25 protein-coding genes (1 of these 25 cut by a window edge) are annotated in these 23,995 nt (G+C 63.7%); 8 read left to right on the top strand and 17 right to left on the bottom strand.

Going from position 1 to position 23,995, the window contains the following annotated elements:
- From tnpC to AB7245_RS41320, 4 genes are all read right to left on the bottom strand, one after another.
- On the bottom strand, window positions 1-407 hold the 5' portion of the coding sequence (gene tnpC, locus AB7245_RS41335; protein WP_135217330.1) for an IS66 family transposase. It extends 1,072 nt beyond the left edge of the window; only the first 407 of its 1,479 coding nucleotides appear in the window; its start codon is at window positions 405-407; its stop codon lies beyond the left edge, outside the window.
- Between the two features lie 122 nt (window positions 408-529).
- Complete coding sequence (tnpB, locus tag AB7245_RS41330) at window positions 530-886, bottom strand: IS66 family insertion sequence element accessory protein TnpB (protein WP_135179688.1); 357 nt, start codon at window positions 884-886, stop codon at window positions 530-532.
- Window positions 883-1,311, bottom strand: a complete 429-nt coding sequence (gene tnpA, locus AB7245_RS41325) for an IS66-like element accessory protein TnpA (protein WP_135179689.1) — start codon at window positions 1,309-1,311, stop codon at window positions 883-885. The genes tnpB and tnpA overlap by 4 nt, the downstream gene beginning before the upstream one ends.
- A 39-nt stretch (window positions 1,312-1,350) precedes the next feature.
- Entirely contained in the window at window positions 1,351-1,623 is a 273-nt protein-coding gene (locus AB7245_RS41320; protein ID WP_439035605.1) for a hypothetical protein, read from the bottom strand.
- Window positions 1,624-1,816: 193 nt separating this feature from the next.
- Here AB7245_RS41320 and AB7245_RS41315 point away from each other — a divergent pair, with 193 nt between their 5' ends.
- Complete coding sequence (locus AB7245_RS41315; RefSeq protein WP_085401949.1) at window positions 1,817-2,404, top strand: hypothetical protein; 588 nt, start codon at window positions 1,817-1,819, stop codon at window positions 2,402-2,404.
- 281 nt (window positions 2,405-2,685) lie between these two features.
- Here AB7245_RS41315 and AB7245_RS41310 read toward each other — a convergent pair whose 3' ends face one another.
- Window positions 2,686-3,777 carry a TRAP transporter substrate-binding protein gene (locus AB7245_RS41310; RefSeq protein ID WP_063985767.1) on the bottom strand — a complete coding sequence of 364 codons (1,092 nt, stop codon included), beginning with the start codon at window positions 3,775-3,777 and terminating at the stop codon, window positions 2,686-2,688.
- Window positions 3,778-4,107: 330 nt separating this feature from the next.
- The gene (locus tag AB7245_RS41305; protein ID WP_063986726.1) at window positions 4,108-5,199 is read right to left on the bottom strand and encodes a TRAP transporter substrate-binding protein; all 1,092 of its coding nucleotides are present in this window, start codon (window positions 5,197-5,199) and stop codon (window positions 4,108-4,110) included.
- Window positions 5,200-5,491: 292 nt separating this feature from the next.
- On the opposite strand from AB7245_RS41305, the gene AB7245_RS41300 reads away from it, so the two are divergent.
- The gene (locus AB7245_RS41300; protein WP_135214783.1) at window positions 5,492-6,577 is read left to right on the top strand and encodes an SDR family oxidoreductase; all 1,086 of its coding nucleotides are present in this window, start codon (window positions 5,492-5,494) and stop codon (window positions 6,575-6,577) included.
- A gap of 203 nt (window positions 6,578-6,780) precedes the next feature.
- On the opposite strand, the gene AB7245_RS41295 is transcribed toward AB7245_RS41300, so the two are convergent.
- From AB7245_RS41295 to AB7245_RS41265, 7 genes are all read right to left on the bottom strand, one after another.
- The gene (locus AB7245_RS41295) at window positions 6,781-7,158 is read right to left on the bottom strand and encodes a hypothetical protein (protein ID WP_085401950.1); all 378 of its coding nucleotides are present in this window, start codon (window positions 7,156-7,158) and stop codon (window positions 6,781-6,783) included.
- Window positions 7,159-7,233: 75 nt separating this feature from the next.
- Complete coding sequence (locus AB7245_RS41290) at window positions 7,234-7,509, bottom strand: hypothetical protein (RefSeq protein ID WP_071909357.1); 276 nt, start codon at window positions 7,507-7,509, stop codon at window positions 7,234-7,236.
- Window positions 7,510-7,864: 355 nt separating this feature from the next.
- Window positions 7,865-9,172, bottom strand: a complete 1,308-nt coding sequence (locus AB7245_RS41285; RefSeq protein ID WP_085401951.1) for an NAD(P)H-dependent oxidoreductase — start codon at window positions 9,170-9,172, stop codon at window positions 7,865-7,867.
- Between the two features lie 142 nt (window positions 9,173-9,314).
- Complete coding sequence (locus AB7245_RS41280) at window positions 9,315-10,115, bottom strand: phytanoyl-CoA dioxygenase family protein (RefSeq protein ID WP_085401952.1); 801 nt, start codon at window positions 10,113-10,115, stop codon at window positions 9,315-9,317.
- A gap of 143 nt (window positions 10,116-10,258) precedes the next feature.
- Window positions 10,259-10,936 carry a GntR family transcriptional regulator gene (locus AB7245_RS41275; RefSeq protein WP_085401953.1) on the bottom strand — a complete coding sequence of 226 codons (678 nt, stop codon included), beginning with the start codon at window positions 10,934-10,936 and terminating at the stop codon, window positions 10,259-10,261.
- A 183-nt stretch (window positions 10,937-11,119) separates the two neighbouring features.
- Window positions 11,120-12,376 carry a M20/M25/M40 family metallo-hydrolase gene (locus AB7245_RS41270; protein ID WP_085401954.1) on the bottom strand — a complete coding sequence of 419 codons (1,257 nt, stop codon included), beginning with the start codon at window positions 12,374-12,376 and terminating at the stop codon, window positions 11,120-11,122.
- An 89-nt stretch (window positions 12,377-12,465) separates the two neighbouring features.
- Complete coding sequence (locus AB7245_RS41265; RefSeq protein WP_085401955.1) at window positions 12,466-13,335, bottom strand: sigma-70 family RNA polymerase sigma factor; 870 nt, start codon at window positions 13,333-13,335, stop codon at window positions 12,466-12,468.
- Between the two features lie 99 nt (window positions 13,336-13,434).
- Here AB7245_RS41265 and AB7245_RS41260 point away from each other — a divergent pair, with 99 nt between their 5' ends.
- Entirely contained in the window at window positions 13,435-13,890 is a 456-nt protein-coding gene (locus AB7245_RS41260; RefSeq protein WP_085401961.1) for a carboxymuconolactone decarboxylase family protein, read from the top strand.
- Between the two features lie 42 nt (window positions 13,891-13,932).
- On the opposite strand, the gene AB7245_RS41255 is transcribed toward AB7245_RS41260, so the two are convergent.
- Together AB7245_RS41255 and AB7245_RS41250 are read right to left on the bottom strand one after the other, a co-directional pair.
- Window positions 13,933-14,745 carry an alpha/beta fold hydrolase gene (locus tag AB7245_RS41255; RefSeq protein ID WP_135214785.1) on the bottom strand — a complete coding sequence of 271 codons (813 nt, stop codon included), beginning with the start codon at window positions 14,743-14,745 and terminating at the stop codon, window positions 13,933-13,935.
- Window positions 14,746-14,747: 2 nt separating this feature from the next.
- Window positions 14,748-15,566, bottom strand: a complete 819-nt coding sequence (locus AB7245_RS41250) for an alpha/beta fold hydrolase (protein WP_439035604.1) — start codon at window positions 15,564-15,566, stop codon at window positions 14,748-14,750.
- Between the two features lie 138 nt (window positions 15,567-15,704).
- Here AB7245_RS41250 and AB7245_RS41245 point away from each other — a divergent pair, with 138 nt between their 5' ends.
- Window positions 15,705-16,247: a methylated-DNA--[protein]-cysteine S-methyltransferase gene (locus AB7245_RS41245; protein WP_063985757.1), complete on the top strand. Its 543-nt coding sequence runs from the start codon at window positions 15,705-15,707 to the stop codon at window positions 16,245-16,247.
- A 173-nt stretch (window positions 16,248-16,420) separates the two neighbouring features.
- Here AB7245_RS41245 and AB7245_RS41240 read toward each other — a convergent pair whose 3' ends face one another.
- Both AB7245_RS41240 and AB7245_RS41235 read right to left on the bottom strand, forming a co-directional pair.
- Window positions 16,421-17,965 (bottom strand): acyl-CoA synthetase, encoded by a 1,545-nt coding sequence (locus AB7245_RS41240; protein WP_085398963.1) that lies wholly within the window; start codon window positions 17,963-17,965, stop codon window positions 16,421-16,423.
- Window positions 17,966-18,142: 177 nt separating this feature from the next.
- On the bottom strand, window positions 18,143-19,315 hold the full coding sequence (locus AB7245_RS41235; RefSeq protein WP_085398964.1) for an acetyl-CoA C-acetyltransferase: 1,173 nt from the start codon (window positions 19,313-19,315) through the stop codon (window positions 18,143-18,145).
- Between the two features lie 213 nt (window positions 19,316-19,528).
- Between AB7245_RS41235 and AB7245_RS41230 the strand changes: the two genes are divergently transcribed.
- From AB7245_RS41230 to AB7245_RS41215, 4 genes are all read left to right on the top strand, one after another.
- Window positions 19,529-20,131 carry a TetR family transcriptional regulator gene (locus tag AB7245_RS41230; protein ID WP_085398965.1) on the top strand — a complete coding sequence of 201 codons (603 nt, stop codon included), beginning with the start codon at window positions 19,529-19,531 and terminating at the stop codon, window positions 20,129-20,131.
- 55 nt (window positions 20,132-20,186) lie between these two features.
- Window positions 20,187-20,945: an SDR family NAD(P)-dependent oxidoreductase gene (locus tag AB7245_RS41225; RefSeq protein WP_085398966.1), complete on the top strand. Its 759-nt coding sequence runs from the start codon at window positions 20,187-20,189 to the stop codon at window positions 20,943-20,945.
- A gap of 235 nt (window positions 20,946-21,180) precedes the next feature.
- Complete coding sequence (locus AB7245_RS41220) at window positions 21,181-21,987, top strand: enoyl-CoA hydratase/isomerase family protein (protein WP_085398967.1); 807 nt, start codon at window positions 21,181-21,183, stop codon at window positions 21,985-21,987.
- A gap of 44 nt (window positions 21,988-22,031) precedes the next feature.
- Complete coding sequence (locus AB7245_RS41215) at window positions 22,032-23,903, top strand: AMP-binding protein (protein ID WP_085398968.1); 1,872 nt, start codon at window positions 22,032-22,034, stop codon at window positions 23,901-23,903.
- Window positions 23,904-23,995 lie beyond the last annotated feature (92 nt).

Here is a 23,995-nt window from a genome sequence, read left to right as displayed (position 1 = left end):
TCCTCGCAAGCCCGGCAGGCGTATTTGGGACGCCGGGTCACGAGGATCCGGAACTGCGCCGGGACCAGGTCCAGCCGCTCGCTCCGATCCTCGCCGATCCGGTGCAACTCGCCCTGGCAACAGGGACAGGTCTTGTCCTCGATGTCGACGACGACCTCGATCCGCGGCAGGTGCGTCGGCAAGGCACCACGGTTGCCGCGGCGCTTGCGAGCCCGCGCCTCACGGCCTTCAGGTGCGCTCACGTCCTGCGCCGTCTCGCTGTACGCTGCCACTTGCTCGACGTCTTCCAGGCCCAGCAGCATCTGATCTTCAGGCAGCGTCTCTGCCCGCCGGCCAAACCGATGCCGCTGCAATTCCTTGATGATCTGACGCAGCCGCTCGCTCTCGCACCGCTCGGCGAGCAGCATCGCTTTCAGCGTCTCGGGATCGTCAGGCAGGGCGTCGCTCACACCCAATTCAGAGCATATTCGCCGCCATCTGGCGACGCGTCCGACGCTCCTGATTCACTTCGCCGCAGCGCCGCCAACAGCTATCCGGCCTGCGTTGGCTTCGACGTTTCCCGTGCCTCGTGCACAAGCCGCCAGTCGAGCCCCTCCAGCAGCGCCGACAATTGCGCCGCCGACAGACGCATCACACCGTCCTCGATCTTCGGCCAGCGGAAGATTCCATCCTCGAGCCTCTTGGCGAACAGACACAAACCCGTTCCGTCCCAGAACACCAGCTTGATCCGGTCCGCCCTCTTGGCCCTGAACACATAGACAGCTCCTGAGAATGGGTCAGCCCCCATACTCTCGCGCACCAGGGTAGCAAGCCCCTCCATTCCCTTGCGGAAGTCTACCGGTTTGGTCGCCACCATCACCCGGACCGCACCCGACGGACCGATCACCGGCTCGCCTTCAGCGCCTGGACGATCGACGCAATCATCGTTGGGTCCGCACCACGACCGGCCCGGATCGTGATGCCGTCGACTTCGATCTCGATGATCCCGCTATCTGCCTTGCGCACCACTTTACGCTCCTGGTGAGCTGCCGGCGCCGGTACCACGGCCTCCACCACCGCTGGCACAAACTGGACTTTGTCCGCTTCGGAATGACCGCCTGCTGCTTCTCGCAACTGGCGGCGCCAACCAAACAACTGCTGCGGCGACAATCCATGCCGTCGGGCCACGGAACACACCGAGTCGCCACTCGCCACGATCTCGGCGACGATCCGCGCCTTGTCGTCGTCGCTCCACTTCCGCCGACGACCGGCTCCGGTGAAGACCTCAAGCCGCCGCACCGGCTCCGCGATAGCACTATGCACTGTGTCCATTCTAAGCCTAACGGTCCGAACAAACCGCAGACTCGCAGATCACCCCGTCATCCGGTAGGTGGCCGCTGAACAGCGCTTACGCAGAAGACATGGCTTCGTGCGGTGCGTCTTCCATTCGTAGACCGACAGCAGATCTTCGCCGCTCTCAACGCTGAGCGCGCTCTCGTGCACCTTCGTCATCAGCGCATTTTTCTGCCGGCACAGTGATCCGTTGCAGGTCGTGATTTCAGGTGCTTCCTGACACCAGGCTGAACGCCACCGCGCCGCAAATGGCAGGCGCCTCGACAGGTCGGCAGGCAAGATGGATTGCATGGAGAACAATGTTTGGTGATCGCAGGAGCCACCACAGGGTTGTGATCATTCAGCCATGATCGGCCCTTAGCAGACGCAAGCGGAGTTCATGCGCAGTTCATTCCAGGCTCCCTAGTTTTTCCGTCGTCGAGACCTTCGATCGCCAAGACCTTCCGCTGACAACACCAACCATCCCCTTCAGGAGGAGACTCCCATGCCAGCATTGCTTCGTCCCGTCCTCACCGCGTTCGGCGTCGCGTGCCTTCTGTCCGCCGCATCGCTTGCCTCCTCCGGCGCCGCGTTTGCGCAGGCCAAGCAGGCCGCGCCGGCTCCGCAGGCCGCGCCTGCGCAGGCACCCAGCCTCAAGCAGATCGCGCTGACCGACAAGCAGCTCGACGGTGTGCTCGCTGCGCAGAAGGACATGGATGCGATCACGGAGAAGCTGCCGGAGAACACCGCGCCCGACCAGAAGGTGATCGGCCAGCTCGACGGCGTCGCCAAGAAGAACGGCTTTGCCGGCTATGACGATTACAACAACGTCGTCGACAACATCAGCCTCGTGCTCGGCGGCTTCGATCCCGCGACCAAGAAATATGTCGGCACGGAAGCCGTCATCAAGGCGCAGATCGCGCAGGTCCAGGCCGACAAGAAGATGCCGGCCAAGGACAAGAAGGAAGCGCTCGATGAGCTCAACGAAGCGCTGAAGACGCCGGCGCCGCAGGTCGAGAACAAGGCCAACATCGATCTGGTCGGCAAGTACTACGACAAGCTGGTTGCCGCGCTGGGTGACGATCAGAACTAAGCGCTATTACAGAACTGAGCGCTATTACAGAAAGCGCCCGCCACACCCACAGCTGTCATGCCCCGGCTTGACCGGGGCATCCAGTACGCCGCGGCGGAGGTGGTGAGAGCGTGTTCTCCAATATGGGCCTCTGGAATACTGGATCGCCCGGTCAAGCCGGCGATGACACCTTTGGTGTGGTTCGGGCTCTCGCCTCACCGCGCTCTTGATCCCGAAACAAAAAGCCCCGGAGACATCTCCGGGGCTTTCGTCGTTTGTGGCGCTGCGTTTAGCTTAACGCCTCACGTCCGTGTCCGCATCCGCATCATGAAGCTGTCGTAGCTGAGCTCTGCCACCTGCATCCAGGCGAGCGACTCGTTCCTGAACGCCGACAGGCTCGTGTACATCTTGTTGAAGTGCGGATTGGTCTTGCTGAGATCGGCGTAGATCTCGTTGGCGGCGTTGTAGCAGGCCTCCAGGACTTCCTGCGGGAACGGCTTCAGGACCGCACCGGCCACCAGCAGGCGCTTCAACGCAGACGGGTTGACGTAGTCGTATTTGCCGGTGACCCAGGTGAAGGTATCGCGTGACGCCATCTCGACCACGGCCTGATAGTGCTTCGGCAGCGCGTTCCACTTGTCGCGATTTATGACGTTGTGGCCCTGGCCGGTGCCTTCCCACCAGCCCGGATAATAATAGTATTTCGCGACCTTCACGAAGCCGAGCTTCTCGTCGTCATAGGGCCCGACCCATTCGGCGGCGTCGATCGTGCCCTTCTCCAGCGCCGGATAGATGTCGCCGCCCGCGATCTGCTGCGGCACGCCGCCGACCTTGGCGATGATCGTGCCGGCGAAGCCGCCGACGCGGAATTTCAGTCCCCTGAAATCCTCCATCGACTTGATCTCCTTCCGGAACCAGCCGCCCATCTGGGCGCCGGTCGAGCCGGTGGGAATGCCGACCGTGTTGTATTCCTTCAGCAGGTCGTTGAGCATTTCCGTGCCGCCGCCGAACAGCAGCCAGGAGATATGCGCCCGCGTGTTCAGTCCGAACGGCAGCGAGGTGCCGAACGTGAAGGCGGGGTTCTTGCCCCAGTAATAATACAGCGCCGTGTTGCCCATCTCGACCGTGCCGTTCGAGACGGCATCGAGCACCTGCAGGCCCGGCACGATCTCGCCGGACGCGAACGGCTGGATCTGGAATTTGTTGTCGGTGGCCTCGGCCACGCGCTTGCAGAAATATTCGCAGCCGCCGTAGAGCGTATCGAGCGCCTTGGGCCAGCTCGCGGCGAGCCGCCATCTCACTTCCGGCGAAGATTGCGCGATGGCCGGCGCAGCAACCGCTGTGCTTGCCGCCAGGCCAGCGCCTGTCACTTTCAGAAATTCACGACGTTTCATGCGTATCCCTCCGTTGTGCCGATTGCTCGACTAAGGGAACGATCTTCGTGTCGTCTTTTGCTTCGCCGAGAACCGAACTTGTCTTTGGTGATGGTGTGAGCGTGTCCGACGGCCCTTCAGGGCTCTTTGTGGATCCCGTACGTTGCGGTTCCCGCCATCAGGATGACTGGTCGCTTCGCGATAATCAAGCGGCGTCGGGACGCTCGCAGTTGCGAAGCCGATTGGGACAACCAGGTTTGGTCCGAAACCAGAACCAAAGCACGTAAAACCCCGGAGATGGCAGCATCTCCGGGGCTTCTCCGTCTTTAGTCGTGTGAGCCGCTCAGCGCCTCACGTCTTGGTCCGCATCCGCGCCATGAAGCTGTCGTAGCTCAGCTCGGCCACCTGCGTCCAAGGTAACGAGTCATTTTTGAACGCGGTCATGCTCGCATGCATCTTGCCGAAATGCGGATTGGTCTTGGACAGGTCCGCATAGATCTCGTTGGCGGTGTTGTAGCAGGCCTCGAGCACCTCCTGCGGGAAGCCCCTGAGGATCGCACCGTTCACGATCAGCCGCTTCAGCGCCGGAGCATTCACCGCATCGTACTTGCCGGTGATCCAGGTGAAGGTGTCGCGTGACGCCGCGTCGATCGCCGCCTGGTAGTGCTTGGGCAGCGCGTTCCACTTCTCGATGTTCATGATGTTGTGGCCCTGGCTCGTGCCTTCCCACCAGCCGGGATAGTAGTAGTACTTCGCGACCTTGGCGAAGCCGAGCTTCTCGTCGTCATAGGGACCGACCCATTCGGCCGCGTCGATGGTGCCCTTCTCCAGCGCCGGATAGATGTCGCCGCCGGCGAGCTGCTGCGGCACGCAGCCGAGCTTGGCGAGGATCGTGCCGGCAAAGCCGCCGATACGCATCTTCAGGCCCTTGAGGTCGTCGACCGTCTTGATCTCCTTCCTGAACCAGCCGCCCATCTGCGCGCCGGTCGATCCGGTCGGGATGCCGTAGACGTTGTGCTCCTTCAGGAGGTCGTTGACGAGATCCTGTCCGCCGCCCCACAGCAACCAGGAAATCTGCTGGCGCGTGTTCAATCCGAACGGAAGGGCGGTTGCGAACGTGAATGCGGGGTTCTTGCCCCAATAGTAATAAAGCGCGGTATTGCCGATCTCGACCGTGCCGTTCGACACGGCGTCGAGCACCTGCAGGCCCGGGACGATCTCGCCCGCCGCAAAAGGCTGGATCTGGAATTTGTTGTCGGTAATGTCGGCGACCTGCTTGCAGAAATATTCGCAGCCGCCATAGAGCGTATCGAGGGCTTTCGGCCAGCTCGTGGCGTAGCGCCACCTGACCTCGGGCGACGACTGCGCGATCGCGGGCGCAGCCACTGCTGTGCTCGCGGCCAGGCCGACGCCTGTCACCTTCAGAAAATCACGACGTTTCATGCGCATCCCTTCCATTGCGTCGATGCATCGACCAGGGAACGATCTTGCTGTCGTCTTGTCTTCGTCGAGGATCGACGTTCTCTTGTTAAGATTTGTTTGAGCGTTTCCGAATGGCCCTGATGGGCTCTTGTTGCTGGAAGCCGAGCGTTGCGGTTCCGTCAGCAAGGATGACCGGACGCCCTGCGATAATCAAGCCTGATGCCTTCCTCGCAAGTGCGAACGCGGGCCAGACGCAAGTCGGAACCATCAGCGATCTGCTACGCGATTAGGCAACAACAAGGGAGGCTCGCGCATGACGGGCAAAAAGGTCGTGGTCGCTGGGGCAACCGGTCTCGTCGGCAACGCCGCGTTGCGACACTTCGGCACATCCGAGCCTTCAGAAGTTGTGGCGCTGTCGCGACGCAAGCCGCGCCACCTCTACGGCGCCCGCCACGTCCCGATCGACCTTACTAGCGAAGCCGATTGCCGCCGTGCCGCGGCCGAGCTTCAGGGCGCCACCCATCTGATCTACGCCGCGCTCTACGAGGCGCCACAGCTCGTCGATGGTTGGCGCGATCCGCAGCAGATCAAGACCAATGATCTGATGCTGCGCAATTTGATGGCCGCGCTCGAGCCGGTCGCGCCGGACCTCAAGCATGTCGCTCTGTTGCAGGGCACCAAGGCTTACGGGGTTCACGTTCGCCCCCTGACGGTGCCGGCGCGCGAAGGCCGCTCCGAGATGTACGAGCAGCCCAATTTTTATTGGGCGCAGGAAAATTTCCTGCGCGAGCTCCAGGCCGGGAAAGCCTGGCACTGGAGCATCTTGCGCCCCGTTCTCATCGTCGGCCTCGCCATGGGGGGCGCCATGGATCTGATCCCGCCGCTCGGCGTCTATGCCGCGATGCTGCGCGAGCAGGGCAGGCCGCTCGACTTTCCCGGCGGCGCCGCGCGGGTGGCGCAGGCCGTCGACGTCGATCTCCTCGCGCGCGCGATCGCCTGGTCGGGCGAGGCCAACGCGGCACAGAACGAAGCCTTCAACGTCACCAATGGCGATGTCTTCACCTGGGAAAACATCTGGCCCGCGGTGGCCGACGCGCTGGAGATGAAGCCCGGCAAGCCGATCCCGCTATCGCTCGCCAAGGAGTTTCCCAATTGGGTCTCTTCTTGGGACGCGTTGCGACGCAAGCACGGCCTCGTGTCGCCGGACCTCGCCGACTTCGTCGGCCTGTCGTTCCAATACGCCGATTACAGCATGCGCTACGGCCAGACCGAGTCCGGTCCGCCCTCGATCGTCTCGACCGTGAAGATCAACCGCGCCGGCTTCACCGAGATGATGGACACCGAGGACATGTTCCGGAAGTGGTTCAAGCAAGCCAAAGATAGCCGGCTGCTTCCATAGAGATCGTTACCACGAAGGCCCGCCGCCCGCTCGAAGCACTGGTGACGGTACGCGACCTCGATCCGGAGATCGGGGTCGTTCGTACACCCAGTAGTGCACCCACCGCGCGATCTGGATGCTGATTTCGGCGAGAGCCACAAGCCAGCACAAAACAGGCGGCCCCTTTGGGGCCGCCTGAGCTGTTTAACGTCAGAGCAGATGACCTACTGGCAGAGATGCTGGAGGCCGTCGCTACCCTTGAAATAGGTGCCGGGCCGGCAGACGATGCCGTTGCGGGCAGCATACGTACTCCAGCTGCCGTTCCAGCCCATCTCGCCGTACGACATGCCGGGCGACATGGCGTAGGAATTGCCCCAGCTGCCGACAGTCGCGTCCGCCGCTGCCGGCTGGCGATATGCCGTTCGCCGAGTTGATGGCCGAACCCGATAGTCGGGGGTGGTCCCCGTTCCAAGACCCGTGCAGCTGGCGAATTCAGCTTGGCATGCGTCCGGATTGGAGTTGTACCACTGCGCCTGTACAGCAGAGCTGGACAGGGCAGATGCCACAACAACGACCGCACCAAGAATTTTCAGATTTATCATGGATTGCTCCTTACGGTTGGACCGTGGTGCAAGATGCCACGTGTGTCAGTACCCGTTTTTTTTGCGCGCAAAACATCAAATCGACGTGACACGTTGGGCGAGCACGAACAGAACGAGCATCCCGGTGTCATCCTTCGCGACCATCCTGACACTGCTCGGCCCGGCCATTGGCTTCTCGGGGCTATCAATCGCTGTGACCAGCGCAAGAATTTCGAGGAGGCCGAAGCCAAGGCCATCGTGGTCGAATAGGACGCAACCTGCTGCGATCATGAGTCCGCATACGGTTGGACATGGCGCGGGCTGCGGCCGATGCCGGCTTTTGATCGAGAAGCCGAACTCATGGTTCAACATTCACCGCTTTGGCATAGCTACACTTCATCTATAATTCTCTCCCGTGGATCAGTTACAGGAGGCAAGAATGAAGCGATCAATTGCCTTGTCAGCGTCGCTAATTATTGGCTTCTCAGTTGGAAGCAATGCAGGCGCGAGTGCTGCAACTTACTGCCGACACGTTGGCTATCCCGCCAATTGTGTCGTTCGGACCGGCGTCATAGTCGCGCCAACCCGTGATATTCGCGGAATGCCACCATCAATTGATGCCGGCCCGAGCGGCGTTATAAGGCAGGACTTGTTCGCAAGGAATAATCCGAACAATTTGCGATCGGATTGGCCCAGTCCACCCGCTCAACCGGGGCAGTTCTAGCCGCTATTTCGCGAATGCCGTCTCCATTACCTTTCGCGTCTTGATCGTCTCGTTGTTGGCGTCGAACTCGACGTCGCTCCAGCGCACGATCTCGCCATGGGCGACGTCGTGCTTCAGCTTGAGGCGATGCGCGAGCCCGATCGGCAGCGCGCCGGCCTGCAGGCTCGCGGCCGCCGGCACCAGCTTGCCCCACACGGTGTAGCCGCCTTCGCCGTCCAGCATCTCGCCGGCGCGCAGATTGCGCTTGGCCACGGCGGCAACGTCGCCGCGGAAGCCATAGGGCTGGCCGGTCGGCTCGCCCCGCAGCGCCGCCGACAGGATCGAGATGTTCAGCTCGAGCCCGATCAGATGGTACGGCTTGTACATCGCCGCGAAGCGTCCGCTGCCGTCGGTCTTCAGGCCGTATTGCCTGAAGCAATCGGCGGCATAATCGTTCGGCGCCTCCAGCACGACATAGACGCCCCAGCGCAGATCGCGAAACACCGGCCGGCCGTCGCGTTCGAGCGAGGAGACGACTTCCACCACGCCCGACCGCTCCAGCACGCCGCCCTTGTCGCTGGGACGCATGACGTGTGGCAAATCGTCGACGCCGCAGGGTGGAAACAGCAAACCGTTCGCGGGTACGTCGAGCGCACAGGCATTGGCGATCGCGGCCATCTCGATCGCGGATTTGGTGCCGTCGAGGAAGGAGTTGAACATCTGCGGATTCATGCCGGCCGACTGTGCCTCGCCCGCGGTGAGACCATAGTGCTGCCAGACGCCGTCAGGTGTCACGTCGTGATAGGCCGGCAGATATTTTGTCCCTTTGCCGGCTGCGACCACGCGAAAACCGGTGGCGCGCGCCCAGTCGACCATCTCGGCGGTCAGCGCCGGCTGGTCGCCATAAGCGAGCGAATAGACCACGCCCGCCTTCCGTGCTTCCTCGGCGAGCAGCGGGCCCGCCAGCACGTCGGCCTCGACATTGACCATCACGATATGCTTGCCCGCCGCGATCGCAGCGCGCGCGTGCTTGATGCCGACGGCCGGATTGCCGGTCGCTTCAACGACAACATCCATCGCGCCGCCCGCAATGGCGCGTGCGCCGTCGTCGGTAAACACAGTGGCCGCGATGCGCTCCGCATCCCAGCCCACGGTGCGGCAGGCTTCGCGCGCACGGTCGCGATCGATATCGACGATGATGGGCACCTCCAACCCCGGCGTGTGCGGCACCTGCGCCAGAAACATCGAGCCGAACTTGCCGGCACCGATCAGCGCGACACGGACAGGCTTGCCGGCGGACGCGCGGGCCTGGAGGAGGCGGAAGAGGTTCATGGGGGATGTCCTGAGCGCAACAATCAAAGCTCGTCATTCCGGGGCGACGCGCAACGTCGAGCCCGGAATCCATAACCACGATCGGGAGTATGGATTCCGGGCTCGCGCCCAAGAAGGCGCGCCCCGGAATGACAGTGAGAACTTACTCCGCCGCCTGTCGCGGCGCACGTGCGAGCCGCACCAGCGCATCGTCGTCCACCGTCTTGATCGGCGCAAAATCGCGATGCGCGATGTACTCAGGCCGCGTCGGGGTACGGATGTAGTTCGAGACCGCGTTCAGCGTCAGGTACACGATCTTGCGCGGGTAGGGCGTGATGTTGCCGGCCGAGCCATGCACGAGATTGCCGTGGAACATCAGCATGCCGCCCGGCTTGCCTGTGGGCGCGACGATGCCGCCCTGCTTGACGAGGCGCGTCACGGTCTCTTCGTCCAGCGTCCACAGCGGATAGGAGGTCGTCGCAAGGTCATGCGAGGCCTGGAGATCGCCGGCATTCTGGCTCTGCGGCACCAGCATCAGGGGGCCGTTGATCGGCATGACTTCGTCGAGGAAGATCGCGATGTTCATCGCGCGCGGCTCCGGCATGCCGTCGTCGCGCTTCCAGGTGCCGTAATCCTGGTGCCATTGCCAGACGTCGCCGGTGAAGGCCGATTTCGCGTTGATCTTGAACTGGTGCATGTAGACCGGCTCGCCGAACAATTGCTCGACCGGGTCGATCATGCGCGGATGCGCGCCCAGGATGCCGAAGGCCTCGTTGTAGAGATGCGCGGCAAAGGCCGTGCGCGGCGCGCCGCTCTTCTCGCGCCAGACCTCGGGCCGATCGGCGTCATAGATGCCGACAGCCTCGCGCGCGAGGAAGTCGACCTCCTCCTGGCTGAACAATTCGGGGAGGAACAGCCAGCCCTCGCGATGGAAGAACTCCAATTGCTCCTGAGACAGTTTCATGGGTCGCTTCCTCCTTGGTTGTTTCATTGTTTTCTCTCGTCATGGCCGGGCTTGACCCGGCCATCCACGTCTTTGCTCCACGTTCGCGAGAAGAACGTGGATGCCCGGGACAAGCCCGGGCATGACGGCGGGCGCGCAAATGGCTACGCCGCCGCCTCGTCCGTCGCCTTCAATCTCTCCTCGGTCATCCGTCCCGCCGTCTGCGCATGCGCCAGCGCGGCGCGCTCGGCGGCTTTCGCATCGCCTGCGAGAATGTGTCCGGCAATCGTCGCGTGCTCGGCCCACGCGCTGCCGCGATAATCGAGCTCGGAGAGCACCGTCGCCATCGAGCGGCGCATATGCGGCCATTGCGGCGCGATCGTCTCCTCGATCACGGGATTGCCCGCGAGCTGATAGATCGCGCGGTGAAAATCGACGTCGAGCACGATCAGCTCGGCGAGCGAAGTCTTGCGGTCGATGCGGCGTCCGGCGGCGAGGGCCGCGTCCAGCCGCGCGCGTCCCGCCGCGTCGCTTGCGGCGCGCTGAGCGGCGAGCCGGGCGGCCAGCGCATCGATGGCGCCGCGCACCTCGTAGAGCTGGCGGATGCGCGAGGGGTCGAGCTGGGTGACTTCAAAGCCGCGACGGCCGCTCTCGGCGACGAGACCCTGCCGGTGCAACAAATGCAGCGCATGCGACACCGGCTGGCGCGACACGCCGAGCTTGTCGGCGAGTTCGTTCTGCCGGATGCGCTGGCCGGGCTGAAGCGTGCGGTCGGAGATCGCCTCCAGGATCCGCGCATAGACCTGGTCGATCAGGTTCGGGAGCGGGTCGAGAGGGATCACGCCGGCAGCTCCGAGACATAAAAGGGAATACGGAATTCCGTATTCGAAGGTATCGCAGGAGGGGGAGGGCGTCAAGGCGGACCTCAAGCCGCCGTTTTGGCCTCGCTAAGCCATTGATATCGCTAGGGCCGTCTACTGTGCATGGGGTTGTTTTCGCCGAAATGGCTTGGCCGGCCCCGGCGCCTACTTCTTCTTGCCCTGCTCGATCAGTATCCGGCTCATCAGATAGAGCCGCGGCACGATCGAGTTGGTGTCGATGAACTCGTCCCGGGCGTGATAGCCGAAGCCGGCGAGGCCAAAGCTCTCGACCACGACCGCCTTGCCGCTGCGGTTGGCATAGCCGGCGTCGGTGGCGCCGCCGGTCATCTCGGCGATGTCGAGCTTGCGGTCGATCTCGGCATAGATCGCCTGCCCCTCCTGCGCGAGCGCGCGGCCGCGATCGCTGGCGACGAAGGGCGGGCGGCCCGCAATGATCGTCACTGTGGTCTCGGTGTCGGGCACGAACTTGTCCTTCACCTTCGCGTCGAGCGCCGCCTGCAATTTGGCGATGCCATCGGGGATGGTCAGGCGGATGTCGGCGCCGGCCTCGGCCTTTTCCGGAATCTGGTTGCGCACCGTGCCCGCCTGCGCCGTGGTCCAGTTGAGCTGCGTGCCCGGGATCGACTTGGCGACGTCCTTCGTCTGCTGCAATTGATGTGCGAGCTCGATCAGCGCGTTGCGGCCCAGATCGGGCGCGGCGCCGGCATGCGAGGCGCGGCCCTTCACCTCCATCTTCGCCGTGGCAGTGCCGCTCGCGCCCAGCAGCAGCCCGTCATTCTTGGCGATCGGCGCGGCCACCGTCGGTTCGCAGGAGAGCACGACGTCGTGCTGGTCGGCGAGCTCGGCAATGATCTCGCCCGACCCGATCGAGCCGACCTCTTCATCCGGATTGAAGGACACGGTGAGCCTGGCGTAGTCCTGCCAGCCGGCGTCCTTCAGGATCTTGAGCGCATGCAGGACCACGGCAATGCCGCCCTTGTCGTCGGCGATGCCGGGGCCGTAGATGCGGTTGCCGTCGATACGGTACGGCTCGCTTGCGAGGATGCCGCGCTGATAGACCGTGTCCATATGCGCGATCAGCATCAGCTTGCGCGACCCGGTGCCCTGGAAGGTGGCGATCACCATGTCGGCGCCCGTACCCGCGGTGGTCTTGCGCCGCTCGATGGTGGCGCCCAGCGCCTTCAGGCGCGCTTCGGTGAATTCGGCCATCTTCTTCAGGCCGTCGGCATCGCTGCTGCCGCTCTCGATCATCACCATGTCGTGCAGGGTCTCGATCAGCGGCGCCTTCTCCTGCTCGGCCGCGGCTTTCAGCTTTTCGTCGGCGGCCGCAAGCGCGGTGGTGCTGCCGGCGGCGAGGCCGAGCAGGGACAAGGCGAGCAGGGGAATGAAGCGGACTGTCATGGAAATCGTCCTTTCGCGTCTTGAGCGCTGGCACCGCGCGCGATTGCGCGGAAAGCCTAGCATCCGGAAAGACGCGATGCCACGTCCCGCTAGCGCTCCAGCACCTCCACCTCCATCGTCGCGATCTGGTCCGCATCGGCTACCGCCTCGATCCCCGCGATCCGGTCGCCGTTGAACGTCACGCGCAGCGCGATGCGCAGACGTTCGCCGAAGATGACGGCGACGCCGATCTCGCCATCGACCAGCGCCGTCCGTGCAGCCTGCGCACGGCCCTTGTAGAGCTGTGCGACCGCATCCGCGCCGCGGATCTCCGGCAGCGTGCCGAGCCGCACCGCAGCCTGGTCGGCACGGAACACGACGTCGGGATCGAGCAGGGCCAGCAGGCCCTCGAAATTGCCCTCGCGCGAAGCCCTGAGGAAAGCATCGACGATCGCGCGCTGGTGCGAGATGTGCGCCTCGGGCACCGGCGCACCCTGGACGCGCCGACGTGCGCGGCTCGCAAGCTGCCGTGAGGCGTCGACCGAGCGTCCGACGATCGGCGCGATCTCCTCGAAGGGGACTGCGAACATATCGTGCAGCACGAAGGCCAGCCGTTCCGCCGGCTGCAATGTCTCGAGCACGACGAGAAGGGCCGCGCCGACGGAATCGGCCATCTCCGCCTCGCGCTCCCGCGTCTCGTCGACCGGCTCGGGCACGTGCGGGCCCATCGGGTCCTCGCGGCGCGATTTGCGCGCGCGCAGCATGTCGAGGCAGATGCGCGCGACCACGGTGGTCAGCCAGCCGCGCAGGTTCGCGACATCGGACGTGTCGTAACGGCTGACCCGCAGCCAGGCCTCCTGCACGGCATCGTCGACCTCGGCACTGGAACCCAGCATCCGGTAGGCGACCGCGCGCAAATGGTCCCTGCTGGCCTCGAACTGGCGGCTGAGAAAATTTTCTTCGAAGTTTTTCTGGGTCATCGGTCACATTCCCTCATCGCAATCCGTCATGCCCATGACGAAGCCAATCCGGCCGATGTGACCGGAACCTTCGAAATTCTCAAACGGAGACGCAAGATGATGCACGCGCGCATGAACCACCCCGTCATGGTCCTGCCTGAAGCCATGAACCACCTTCAATCCCTCGGCAATTTGACCAAGCAGGGGCTGCCGGAAAAGCTCCTGGAACTGGTGCACCTGCGCGCCAGCCAGATCAACGGCTGCAGTGTCTGTGTCGACATGCATCCGAAGATCGCCCGCAGGGCTGGCGAGACCGACGAGCGCTTGTTCGCCGTCTCGGCCTGGCGCGACGCGCCCTATTTCAGCGACGCCGAACGCGCCGCGCTGGCGCTGACCGAAGCCGTCACGCGCCTTGCCGATCGCGAGGACCCGGTGCCGGATGCGATCTGGAACGAGGCCGCCAAGCATTTTGACGAGCGCGAGCTCGCAACCCTGATCCTCTCGATCGCGACCATCAACGTCTGGAACCGGCTGAATGCGACGATCAAGATGCCGGTGGGTGTCTGGAAGGTGTGAGGCTCTTTTTCCTCTCCCCGCACGCGGGGAGAGGCGAAGAAGCTACTCCGCCAGAAACCTGTTTACGACCTCGCCGAACTCAAGCGGCGCCTGCTCGAACATCCAGTGGCCGGCATTCTCGATCACCGCCGTCTTGCTGCCCGCGATGTGCTCGGCCAGCACGCGCCACATTACCGACAGGCTGCCGGTGGTCGCACCGCCGCCGATCAGCAGCGTCGGTGTCCTGATCGCCTGCGCATCCGCGAGCGTGTAGGACCGGCGCTGCTCGTTGATCTGGCCGAGGAAGGTGAGCGTGTTGTCGCGCAGCTGTTGCTTCGCCGCCGCCGGCACGCGCCGCCACGAGCCGTCGCCTTCGATGCCCTCGTAGAAATTCTGCAGCGCGCCGTCGATGTCGCCGGCACGGATCATCTCGACCGAGCGCACCGTCTTCGCGGCGAGCGGCGGATGCGCGGGCGTGCCTTCCGGCACCGGCAGGCTGGCGTCGAGATCGCCGCCCGGCTCGGCCAGCACCAGCTTGCGCAGCAGGTCAGGCCGCGCTTGCGCGACGCGAAACGCGATGTGGCCGCCGCGCGAATGGCCCATCAGGTCGACCGGGCCGGGTCTGACCTGCTCGATGAAGGCGATCGTGTCCGCGACGTGCTGCGCCATCTTGTAATCGTCGCCGACGGCGTCCCAATGCTCGGGAAAGAAGTGCCGCAGGCTGACCGAGATGACGCGATGGGACTTCGACAGCGGGCCGAGCACTGAATACCAGGTGCGGAAATCACCTAACGTGCCATGGACGCAGACCAGCGGCGGGCCGTCGCCGACTTCGAGATAGGCCATGTCGTAACCGTTGACGCGAAAGCTCTGCATGATCAGCTCGCCAGGAAATCCAGAACCAGTTCGGTGTATTTTTGCGGCGCCTGCTCGAACATCGGATGGGTCGCGTTCGGGATGATCGCCGTCTTGGAATAGGGTACGTGCGCGGCCAGCGCATGCAGCACCTTTGGCAGCAGGCCTTTGGTCCGCGCACCCAGGATGAACAGCGTCGGCATCCTGATCGATTCCGCATCCGCCTTCAAGAAGGGCGGACGGTTGTCGCGGACCTGCCCGATCAGGGTATAGGCGTTGTCGCGCAGATTCTGCTTCACCATCGCCGGCAGCCGCGGCCAGGTGCCGGCGCCCTCCAGCGTGTCCACGAAGACGGCAAGGCCGCCGTCGACATCGCCGGCCGCGATCTTCTCGGCCGAGGCCGTGAACCGCGCCAACAGCGGCGAGGGGCCGCCGACGTAATCGGGATCGAGGCTCGCATCGAGCTCGCCGCCGGGTTCGGCCAGGATCAGCCGCCGCAACAGGTCGGGGCGCGCCTGTGCCACGCGGAAGCAGATGTGCCCGCCGCGGGAATGGCCCATCAGATCGACCGGGCCGACGTCGAGCTTCTCGATGAAGGCGGTGACGTCCTGGACATGCTGGGCGATCGAATAGGTGTCGCCGACGCCATCCCAGCGGTCCGGGAAGAAGTGCCGCAAGCTGACGGCGATCACCCGATGCCGCTGCGTCAGCGGTCCGAGCACGCAGCCCCAGACGCGGAAGTCATTGAGCGAGCCATGTACACAGACCAGCGGCGGCCGGCTCCTGTCTTCGCCCACGTCGAGATAGGGCATGTCGTATCCGTTGACGTGGAGGCTTTGCATTCGGGGCTCGCGGGAGGGGGCAGGAACTCCTGTGCAAGATTCCCGGAAACCGGGTGGATCGCAACTATTTCCAAGCCTAGATTTAGGCATGGATCACAATGGGGGCATGCGACGAGGGCGCAAGCCAGGAACCAAGTCATGACCGACCAGCATTTTGCCCTGTTCGACACCAGGATCGGCCTCTGTGCCATCGCCTGGGGCCCGCGTGGTATCAACGGCACGCAACTGCCCATGGGCGGCGAGGAGAAGATCCGCACCCGCATCAGCCAGCGCCATGCCGACGCCACCGAGGCAGAGCCGACCGCCGAGGTGCGAGAGGCGATCGACCGCATCACAAAATTGCTCGCGGGCGAGCCGGACGATCTCACCGACATCCCGCTCGATCTCGACGGCGTGCCCGACTTCAACCGCGGCGTCTACGAGATCGCCCGCGCCATCCCGCCCGGCAAGACCATCACCTATGGCGACATCGCCAAGCAGCTCGGCGGCGTCCAGCTGTCGCGCGATGTCGGTCAGGCGCTCGGCCGCAACCCGTGCCCGATCGTCGTGCCCTGCCATCGCGTGCTGGCCGCCGGCAACAAGCCCGGCGGCTTCTCGGCCAATGGCGGCGTGGTGACGAAGCTGAAGATGCTCGAGATCGAAGGCGCGCTGGTGAACCACACGCCGAGTTTGTTTGATTAATCTCCGCTTCACCCTCCCCTGGAGGGGGAGGGTCGATGCGCATGCAGCGAAGCGGAATGCGCAGCGGGGCGGGGTGACAGTCTCTCCGAGTGGAACAGTGCCCGAGTGGAGAGATCACCCCACCCCGTCGCTTCGCGCCGACCCTCCCCCTCCAGGGGAGGGTAAGCAAGTGGCTAAATCTTTGCCGTCGTCTTCGGCCAATACCGGTCGCGCAGATGCCGCTTCACCAGCTTGCCCGTCGGCGTGCGCGGCAGCTCGGCTTCGAAATCGATCGAGCGCGGGCATTTGATCGCCGAGAGACGTGTCTTGCAGTAGGCGATCAGGTCGGCTTCGAGCGCCTTGCCGGCGCGGCTCATGTCGTGTGGCTGCACCACCGCCTTCACCTCTTCGCCCATCTCCTCGTTCGGCACGCCGAACACGGCGACGTCGGCGATATCAGGGTGAGTGATGAGCACGTCCTCGGTCTCCTGCGGGTAGATGTTCACCCCGCCGGAGATGATCATGTAGGACTTGCGGTCGGTGAGGAACAGAAAACCGTCCTTGTCGAGGTAGCCGACGTCGCCAAGCGTCGACCAACCCTTGGCGTTGTAGGCCTTCTTCGTTTTCTCTGGATCGTTGTGATAGGTGAAAACAGGCGCATCGGCGAAATAGACCGTGCCGATCTCGCCCACCGGCTGCTCCTCGTCGTTCTCGTCCAGGATCTTGATCTTGCCGACCACGGCGCGGCCGACGCTGCCGCGATGCTCCAGCCATTGCTGCGAATTGCAGACGGTGACGCCGTTGCCTTCCGAGCCGGCGTAATACTCGATCAGGATCGGTCCCCACCATTCGATCATTTTTGCCTTGACGTCGACAGGGCAGGGGGCAGCGGCGTGGATCGCGCCCTTCAGCGTGGAGACGTTGTACTTGCCGCGAACCTCGTCCGGCAGCTTCAGCATGCGCACGAACATGGTCGGTACAAGCTGTGACTGCGTGACCTTGTACTTCTCGACGAGCTTGAGAAAATCCTCGGCGTCAAAATGCTCCATGATGATGGAGGTGCCGCCCAGCACGATCGCCATCATGTTGAAGCGCAGCGGAGCCGCGTGATAGAGCGGCGCCGGCGAGAGATAGGTGCTCTCCGCATTCATGCCACACATGTCGGCGCAGAGGACGCGCAGGAAGGCGTTCGGCACGTCGATCTTGTTGCCTTCGAAGGCCCTCTTGATGCCCTTCGGTCGGCCGGTGGTGCCGGACGAATACAGCATGTCGTAGCCGGCGACCTCGTCCGCAATCGGCGTTGTCGGCTGTGCCGACGCTTCCTTGTCGTAGGAGCGGAAGCCGGGCTGGGGTTCGTCGACCATGTAGAAGATCGGCTCGCCTGCGGTCCCCTTGATCAGGGCCCTGATCTGGTCGGCGCATTTCGGCGTGGTGATCACGACCTTGGCGCCGCAATCGCCGATGATGTAGTCGATCTCGTCCTGCTTCAGATAGCGGCTGATGGCGGTGTAATAGAGCCCGCTGCGTTGCGCGGCCCAGCAGATCTCCATGAACGCGAGACGGTTTTCCATCAAGAGCGCGATGTGGTCGCCGGCCTTCAGGCCGAGCGAGCGGAACAGGTTTGCGCCCTGGTTCGAGAGCTCGTCGAGCTCGCGATAGGTGATCGCCCTGCCGGTCCCGGCCATCTGGTAGGCGATCTTGTCGGGCGTGGTTTTGGCGTAGACGGACGGATGGGTCATAAGCGTAGGTCCCAAGGCACACGAGATGTCGTCCCGGCGAAAGCCGGGACCCATAACCACAGGGCGTCGTTTGGCAGAGGATTGTCGTTCGGTACTGCGACCAACCACAATCGATAGATTTCGCGGTATGGGTCCCGGCTTTCGCCGGGACGACACCGTTAGTGTGGCAGCAGCAGCTTACAGCCGCTCCACGATCGTTACATTCGCCATGCCGCCGCCTTCGCACATAGTCTGCAGGCCATAGCGCTTGCCGCGCTGGTGCAGGGCGTGGACCAGTGTGGTCATCAACTTGGTGCCGGAGCCGCCGAGCGGATGACCGAGCGCGATGGCGCCGCCATTGACGTTGAGGCGGGCTGGATCGGCGCCGGTGGTCTTGAGCCAGCCGGTCGGCACCGAGGCGAAGGCCTCGTTGACCTCGAACAGGTCGATGTCGTCGATCGTCATGCCGGCCTTCTCCAGCGCGCGCTTGGTGGCGTGCAGCGGAGCATCGAGCATGATGACGGGATCGCCGCCGGTCATGGTCATGTGATGGATGCGCGCCAGCGGTGTGAGTCCGAGCTGCTTGAGGCCGCGCTCGTTCACCACCATGACACCGGAGGCGCCGTCGCAGATCTGGCTGGCGCTCGCCGCCGTCAGCTTGCCGTTCTCGGCAATCAGCTTGACGCCCTTGATGCCGTCGAGCGTGGCGTCGAAGCGGATGCCTTCGTCGATGTGATGGGTGTCCTTGCTGCCGTCGGCGCGGGTGATCTCGAGCGGCACGATCTCCTTCTTGAAGTGGCCGGCTTGCGTCGCTGCGATCGCGCGCTGATGGCTGTTGTAGGAGTATTCGTCGAGATCATTCTTCGACAGGCCGTACTTCTCGGCCATCATCTCCGCGCCGGTGAACTGGCTGAACACGATGTTCGGATATTTGTGCTCGATGCCCGGGCTCTTGTAATTGCCAAAGCCGTTCTTGGCCGGAAGCTGCGAGGACAGGCCCATCGGCACGCGCGTCATCGATTCCACGCCGGCGGCGATCACCACGTCCATCGTGCCGGACATCACGGCTTGCGCGGCGAAGTGCAGCGCCTGCTGCGAGGAGCCGCACTGCCGGTCGATCGAGGTGCCCGGAACGCTCTCCGGCAGCTTCGAGGCCATGATCGCGTTGCGCGCGACGTTGTTGGACTGCTCACCGACCTGCATCACGCAGCCCATGATCACGTCCTCGACCAGGGCGGGATCGATCTTGGTGCGATCGACCAGTTCGTCCAGCACTTTTGCGGCGAGATCGGCCGGATGCCAGCCGGCGAGGCGGCCCCCCTTGCGCCCGCCCGCGGTACGCGCAGCGGCGACGATGTAAGCCTCGGCCATGTCGGTCTCTCCCTGGATTGTTCTCTATCGAGTTGGATTGTCGGCGCGGATTTAATGGGCGTGATATCGTTTAGTCAATCGATCAATTAACTCTTGTGATGAGGCGCTGCTTCGGCTTATCTGCGGCCGCTTCAAGCGGCGAGAACAGGGAACTCCGTGACTACCAGCGTACCGAACAGGCTCCCGAGCGGAAAGAATTCCACGGCAGAGAAATTGCTCGTGGCCGCGAGCGACCTGATGATCGAACGCTCGTCGATCGAGATCTCGCTGTCCGACATCGCCCAGAAGTCGGGCGCCAATGCCGCGCTGGTCAAATATCATTTCGGCAACAAGGACGGCCTCTTGCTGGCGCTGCTCGCGCGCGATGCCGCGACCGAGATGTCCAATCTGGAATATCTGCTGGCGCAACCGATCACATCGACGGCGAAGCTGAAGCTGCATATCGCTGGCATCATCCGCGCCTATTACCGGTTCCCCTACATGAACCGGCTGATTCATTATCTGCTGCATGAGACCAATGCCGGCTCTGCCGACGAAGTCTCAAAATTCTTCGTCGCGCCGCTGCTGGACTTCCACCGGCGCCTGCTCACTGAGGGCGTCAGCCGCGGCGAGTTCCGCGCCACCGATCCGGTGCTGTTCTACACCAGCCTGATCGGCGCCTGCGATCACCTGTTCTTTGGCCGGCACGCGATGTCTCGCGCGATCGGCGTCGGTCCGGTCACCGATGACGTCTGCCGGCAATACATCAAGCACATGGAAACGCTGATCTGCGGTGGCATCCTCACGCAAGCCGAGGAAGCTGCCGCGGCCGGATAATCCGGCCGAGACGTACAAGTCTAGAGAAGAAACGCCCAAGGAAAGGTAGCCTGTCATGGAATTGAAAGACGTAGCCGTTCTCATCACCGGTGGTGGTTCGGGTCTTGGTGAAGCGACCGCGCGCGCCATGGCCGCCAAGGGCGCCAAGATTGGTGTGATCGATCAGAACAAGGACAACGCCGAGAAGGTCGCTGCCGAAGTGAAGGGCGTCGCGCTCCATGCCGACGTCACCAGCGAAGAGCAGATCAAGGCCGCGATCGCGAAGGCGGAAGCCGCGCACGGCGTCGCGCGCGTGCTGATGAACTGCGCCGGCATCGGCGGCTCCCAGCGCATCGTCGGCCGCGACGGCGTCTATCCGCTCGAAAAGTTCGCGCGCATCATCAACGTCAATCTGATCGGCACCTTCAATTGCCTGCGTCTGTTCGCCGAGCGCCTCGTCACGATCGAGCCGGTCGGCGAAGAACGCGGCGTCATCATCAACACGGCTTCGGTGGCCGCCTATGAAGGCCAGATCGGCCAGATCGCCTATTCGGCTTCGAAGGGCGGTGTCGTCGGCCTGACGCTGCCGGCCGCGCGCGACTTCGCCAGCCAGAAGATCCGCGTCAACACCATCGCGCCCGGCCTGTTCTTCACGCCGTTGCTGATGGGCCTGAACGAGGAGGCCCGCAAGAGCCTCGGCGCCCAGGTGCCGCATCCCTCGCGCCTCGGCGATGCCAAGGAATACGGCTCGCTCGCGGTGCACATCGTCGAGAATGCGATGCTCAACGGCGAGACCATCCGTCTCGACGGCGCCATCCGCATGGCGCCGCGGTAGTAGATGCGCTCTTCCTTCTCCCCTTGTGGGAGAAGGTGGCATAGGCGGCCTTTGGCCGCCGTCCTTAAAAGGACGCCGATGCTTCGCATCGGCTATGGCGCCGGATGAGGGGTCTCTATCCGCGGAGACAGACCCCTCACCCAAGCGAGTTCTTGGTCAGCGACGTACATGCCCTCTCCCACAAGGGGAGAGGGCGCAATAACCGCCACTCGAAGAGCGGATGCAGGAGCGCCCCATGTCCCAACCGCTGCTGATCGAGCACAACGACGGCGTCGACACGGTGACGCTCAATCGTCCTGAAAGCCTCAACGCGCTCGATCCTGCGCTGATCGATGCGCTCAACGTTTACTTCCAGGGCCTTCAGCGCAACCGCGACACGCGCGTCGTTGTGCTCAAGGGCGCCGGCAAGAATTTTTGCGCCGGCCTCGACCTCAAGGCGGCGATGGCCCGCCGCGCCGGGCAGCAGGAGCCGCCCGGCGTCACCGAGTCGCTCGACTCGCAGCGCCGCATCGCCGACATCGTGATGCTGATGCGGCGTTGTCCGCAGCCGATCATCGCTCTGGTGCAGGGCGCGGCGGCCGGCGGCGGGTTCGCGCTGGCGCTTGCCTCCGACATCCGCATCGCGACGAAGTCGGCGCGCATGAACTGTGCCTTCATCAAGCTCGGCCTTGGCGGCTGCGATATCGGCACCAGCTACTTTCTGCCGCGGCTCGTCGGCGTCTCAGTCGCATCCGAGTTGATCCTGACCGGACGCTTCATCGGCGCCGAGCGTGCGCTCGCGGTCGGGCTCGTCTCGGAAGTCGTCGACGAAGACAAGCTCGACGAAGCCGCTGAACCTTACGTCGATGCGATGATGACGGCCTCACCCGTGGGGCTGCGCCTGTCAAAAGAATGTCTCAACATGAGCGTCGATGCGGGATCGCTGGAAACCGTTATCGCGATAGAGGACCGCAACCAGGTCCTGTGCAGTCGCTCCGAGGAATTTTCGGAAGGCATCAGGGCCTTCCTTGAGAAGCGAAAGCCTGTCTATATCAGGCGCTGAAACGAGAACGATCCGCAAAGGACGATAATTTCGGGAGACGCAAAATGAGTGGAAGTGCGGCGGCCGTAATGACGAAGCCCGCCTTTCGCAAGGTCGAGTGGCTCGCGCGCGACATCGACGTCGAGCGCCGCGACGACGGCACGGTGGTGCTGAAGTCGCGCATTCCGCTGCAAGCCTACGAGACGCATCTTCCGGCCTCGCTGGCGAAATGGGCCAGGCAAGCGCCTGAGCGCATCTGGCTCGCGCAGCGCGGCGGAGCGAACCGCGAATGGCGCAAGGTCTCCTATGGCGAAGCCAAGCATACCGTGGATGCGCTGACGCAGACGTTGCTCAATCTCAAGCTCGACGGACGCCCGGTCACGATTCTCTCCGGCAATTCGATCGAGCACGCGCTGATGACGCAGGCCGCGATGCAGGCGCGCTCGCCGGCGGCTCCGGTGTCGCCGGCCTACTCCTTGATGAGCCATGATCACGTCAAGCTGAAATATCTGTTCGACCTGATCAAGCCGGCCGTGGTGATGGTTCAGGACGGCCCGACCTTCGAGAAGGCGCTGAACGCACTCGATCTCACCGGCGTCACCGTCGTTCACGTCGTGCGTCCCTGCGACGGCATCACGAGCGTCAGCTTTGCCGAGCTCGCGGCAACGTCCGTGACCGCCGATGTCGAAGCGTCGATCGCGAAGATCACGCCGCAGACCGTCGGCAAGCTGTTGTTCACCTCCGGTTCGACCGGCATGCCCAAGGCGGTCATCAACACGCAGGAGATGATGTGCGCCAATGCGGCGATGATGATGCAGGTGCGGCCGCGCGATCCCGGCGGTCCGATCTCGACCATGCTGGACTGGATGCCATGGAACCACACCATGGGCGGCAATGCGGCGTTTCACCCGGTGCTGGTCGACGGTGGCACGCTCTATATCGATGACGGCCGGCCGATGCCGGGCCAGTTCGAGGAGACGCTGCGGAATCTGCGCGAGATCTCGCCGACCTATTACGCCAACGTGCCGGCCGGCTATGCCGCGCTCGCGGCCGCCATGGAGAAGGACGATGCGCTGTGCCGCTCGTTCTTCAAGAACCTGTCGATCATGGCCTATGGCGGCGCGCGGCTGCCCGACGATCTCTATGAGCGCATGCAGGCGCTCGCGGTGAAGACGACCGGCGAGCGCATCGTGTTCTACACTGGCTGGGGCTCGACCGAGACGGCGCCGACCTCGACCGGCACCTATTGGGACACCGAGCGCGTCGGCCTGATCGGCCTGCCGTTCCCCGGCGTCGAATTGAAGATGGTGCCGTGCGGCCCGAAATACGAATTGCGCCTGCGCGGCGTCAACGTCACGCCCGGCTATTTTGGCCAGCCTGATCTCACCAAAAAGATGTTCGACGAGGAAGGCTTTTACTGTATCGGCGATGCCGGCATCTTCGTCGACGATGCCGATCCGGTGAAGGGCATCATCTTCGCCGGCCGCGTCGTAGAGGACTTCAAGCTCACCACCGGCACCTTCGTCCATGTCGGATCGCTCCGCACTGACGCGATCGCCGCGGCGACGCCCGTTGTGCATGACGCGCTGGTTGCCGGGCAGGATCAATGCTCGATCGGTCTGCTGGCATGGCCGAACCTGCACGCCTGTCGCCAGCTCGTCGGCAATCCCGATTTGAGCTTCGAGGATGCTGTAAAACATCCCGAGGTGATCGCCTGCTTCAGACGTGGCCTCGAAGCACACAACACGGAATGTGGCGGCGCCAGCAGCCGCGCTATCGCGCGCGCAATGCTGATGGCCGAGCCGCCCTCCATCGACGGCAATGAGCTCACCGACAAGGGCTACATCAACCAGCGTGCCGGCCTGGAACGCCGCGCGGCGCTGGTGGAGCGGCTCTATGCGGATAAGCCTGATCAGGATGTGATCGTGCTGCGATGAATGCGCAACTCTCTCAACTCGTCATTCCGGGATGGCCCGAAGGGCCGGGCCCGGAATCCATAACCCCGGCTGGTGGATATGGATTCCGGGCT

The organism is Bradyrhizobium sp. 604_D8_N2_3, from assembly GCF_051810765.1.
GTDB lineage: Bacteria > Pseudomonadota > Alphaproteobacteria > Rhizobiales > Xanthobacteraceae > Bradyrhizobium > Bradyrhizobium barranii.
This window is presented reverse-complemented; position numbering and strand designations above follow the sequence as displayed.

What these genes read in the sequence shown, in the direction of transcription:
- AB7245_RS41280 (WP_085401952.1), bottom strand. Translation starts at nt 10,115, where the DNA reads ATGAAACTGTCTCAGGAGCAATTGGAGTTCTTCCATCGCGAGGGCTGG.
- AB7245_RS41260 (WP_085401961.1), top strand. Translation starts at nt 13,435, where the DNA reads ATGCACGCGCGCATGAACCACCCCGTCATGGTCCTGCCTGAAGCCATG.
- AB7245_RS41285 (WP_085401951.1), bottom strand. Translation starts at nt 9,172, where the DNA reads ATGAACCTCTTCCGCCTCCTCCAGGCCCGCGCGTCCGCCGGCAAGCCT.
- AB7245_RS41290 (WP_071909357.1), bottom strand. Translation starts at nt 7,509, where the DNA reads ATGTTGAACCATGAGTTCGGCTTCTCGATCAAAAGCCGGCATCGGCCG.
- AB7245_RS41310 (WP_063985767.1), bottom strand. Translation starts at nt 3,777, where the DNA reads ATGAAACGTCGTGAATTTCTGAAAGTGACAGGCGCTGGCCTGGCGGCA.
- AB7245_RS41300 (WP_135214783.1), top strand. Translation starts at nt 5,492, where the DNA reads ATGACGGGCAAAAAGGTCGTGGTCGCTGGGGCAACCGGTCTCGTCGGC.
- AB7245_RS41225 (WP_085398966.1), top strand. Translation starts at nt 20,187, where the DNA reads ATGGAATTGAAAGACGTAGCCGTTCTCATCACCGGTGGTGGTTCGGGT.
- AB7245_RS41265 (WP_085401955.1), bottom strand. Translation starts at nt 13,335, where the DNA reads ATGACCCAGAAAAACTTCGAAGAAAATTTTCTCAGCCGCCAGTTCGAG.
- AB7245_RS41220 (WP_085398967.1), top strand. Translation starts at nt 21,181, where the DNA reads ATGTCCCAACCGCTGCTGATCGAGCACAACGACGGCGTCGACACGGTG.
- AB7245_RS41250 (WP_439035604.1), bottom strand. Translation starts at nt 15,566, where the DNA reads ATGCAAAGCCTCCACGTCAACGGATACGACATGCCCTATCTCGACGTG.
- tnpA (WP_135179689.1), bottom strand. Translation starts at nt 1,311, where the DNA reads ATGGACACAGTGCATAGTGCTATCGCGGAGCCGGTGCGGCGGCTTGAG.
- AB7245_RS41295 (WP_085401950.1), bottom strand. Translation starts at nt 7,158, where the DNA reads ATGATAAATCTGAAAATTCTTGGTGCGGTCGTTGTTGTGGCATCTGCC.
- AB7245_RS41305 (WP_063986726.1), bottom strand. Translation starts at nt 5,199, where the DNA reads ATGAAACGTCGTGATTTTCTGAAGGTGACAGGCGTCGGCCTGGCCGCG.
- AB7245_RS41215 (WP_085398968.1), top strand. Translation starts at nt 22,032, where the DNA reads ATGAGTGGAAGTGCGGCGGCCGTAATGACGAAGCCCGCCTTTCGCAAG.
- AB7245_RS41315 (WP_085401949.1), top strand. Translation starts at nt 1,817, where the DNA reads ATGCCAGCATTGCTTCGTCCCGTCCTCACCGCGTTCGGCGTCGCGTGC.
- AB7245_RS41235 (WP_085398964.1), bottom strand. Translation starts at nt 19,315, where the DNA reads ATGGCCGAGGCTTACATCGTCGCCGCTGCGCGTACCGCGGGCGGGCGC.
- AB7245_RS41245 (WP_063985757.1), top strand. Translation starts at nt 15,705, where the DNA reads ATGACCGACCAGCATTTTGCCCTGTTCGACACCAGGATCGGCCTCTGT.
- AB7245_RS41270 (WP_085401954.1), bottom strand. Translation starts at nt 12,376, where the DNA reads ATGACAGTCCGCTTCATTCCCCTGCTCGCCTTGTCCCTGCTCGGCCTC.
- AB7245_RS41240 (WP_085398963.1), bottom strand. Translation starts at nt 17,965, where the DNA reads ATGACCCATCCGTCCGTCTACGCCAAAACCACGCCCGACAAGATCGCC.
- AB7245_RS41320 (WP_439035605.1), bottom strand. Translation starts at nt 1,623, where the DNA reads ATGCAATCCATCTTGCCTGCCGACCTGTCGAGGCGCCTGCCATTTGCG.
- AB7245_RS41255 (WP_135214785.1), bottom strand. Translation starts at nt 14,745, where the DNA reads ATGCAGAGCTTTCGCGTCAACGGTTACGACATGGCCTATCTCGAAGTC.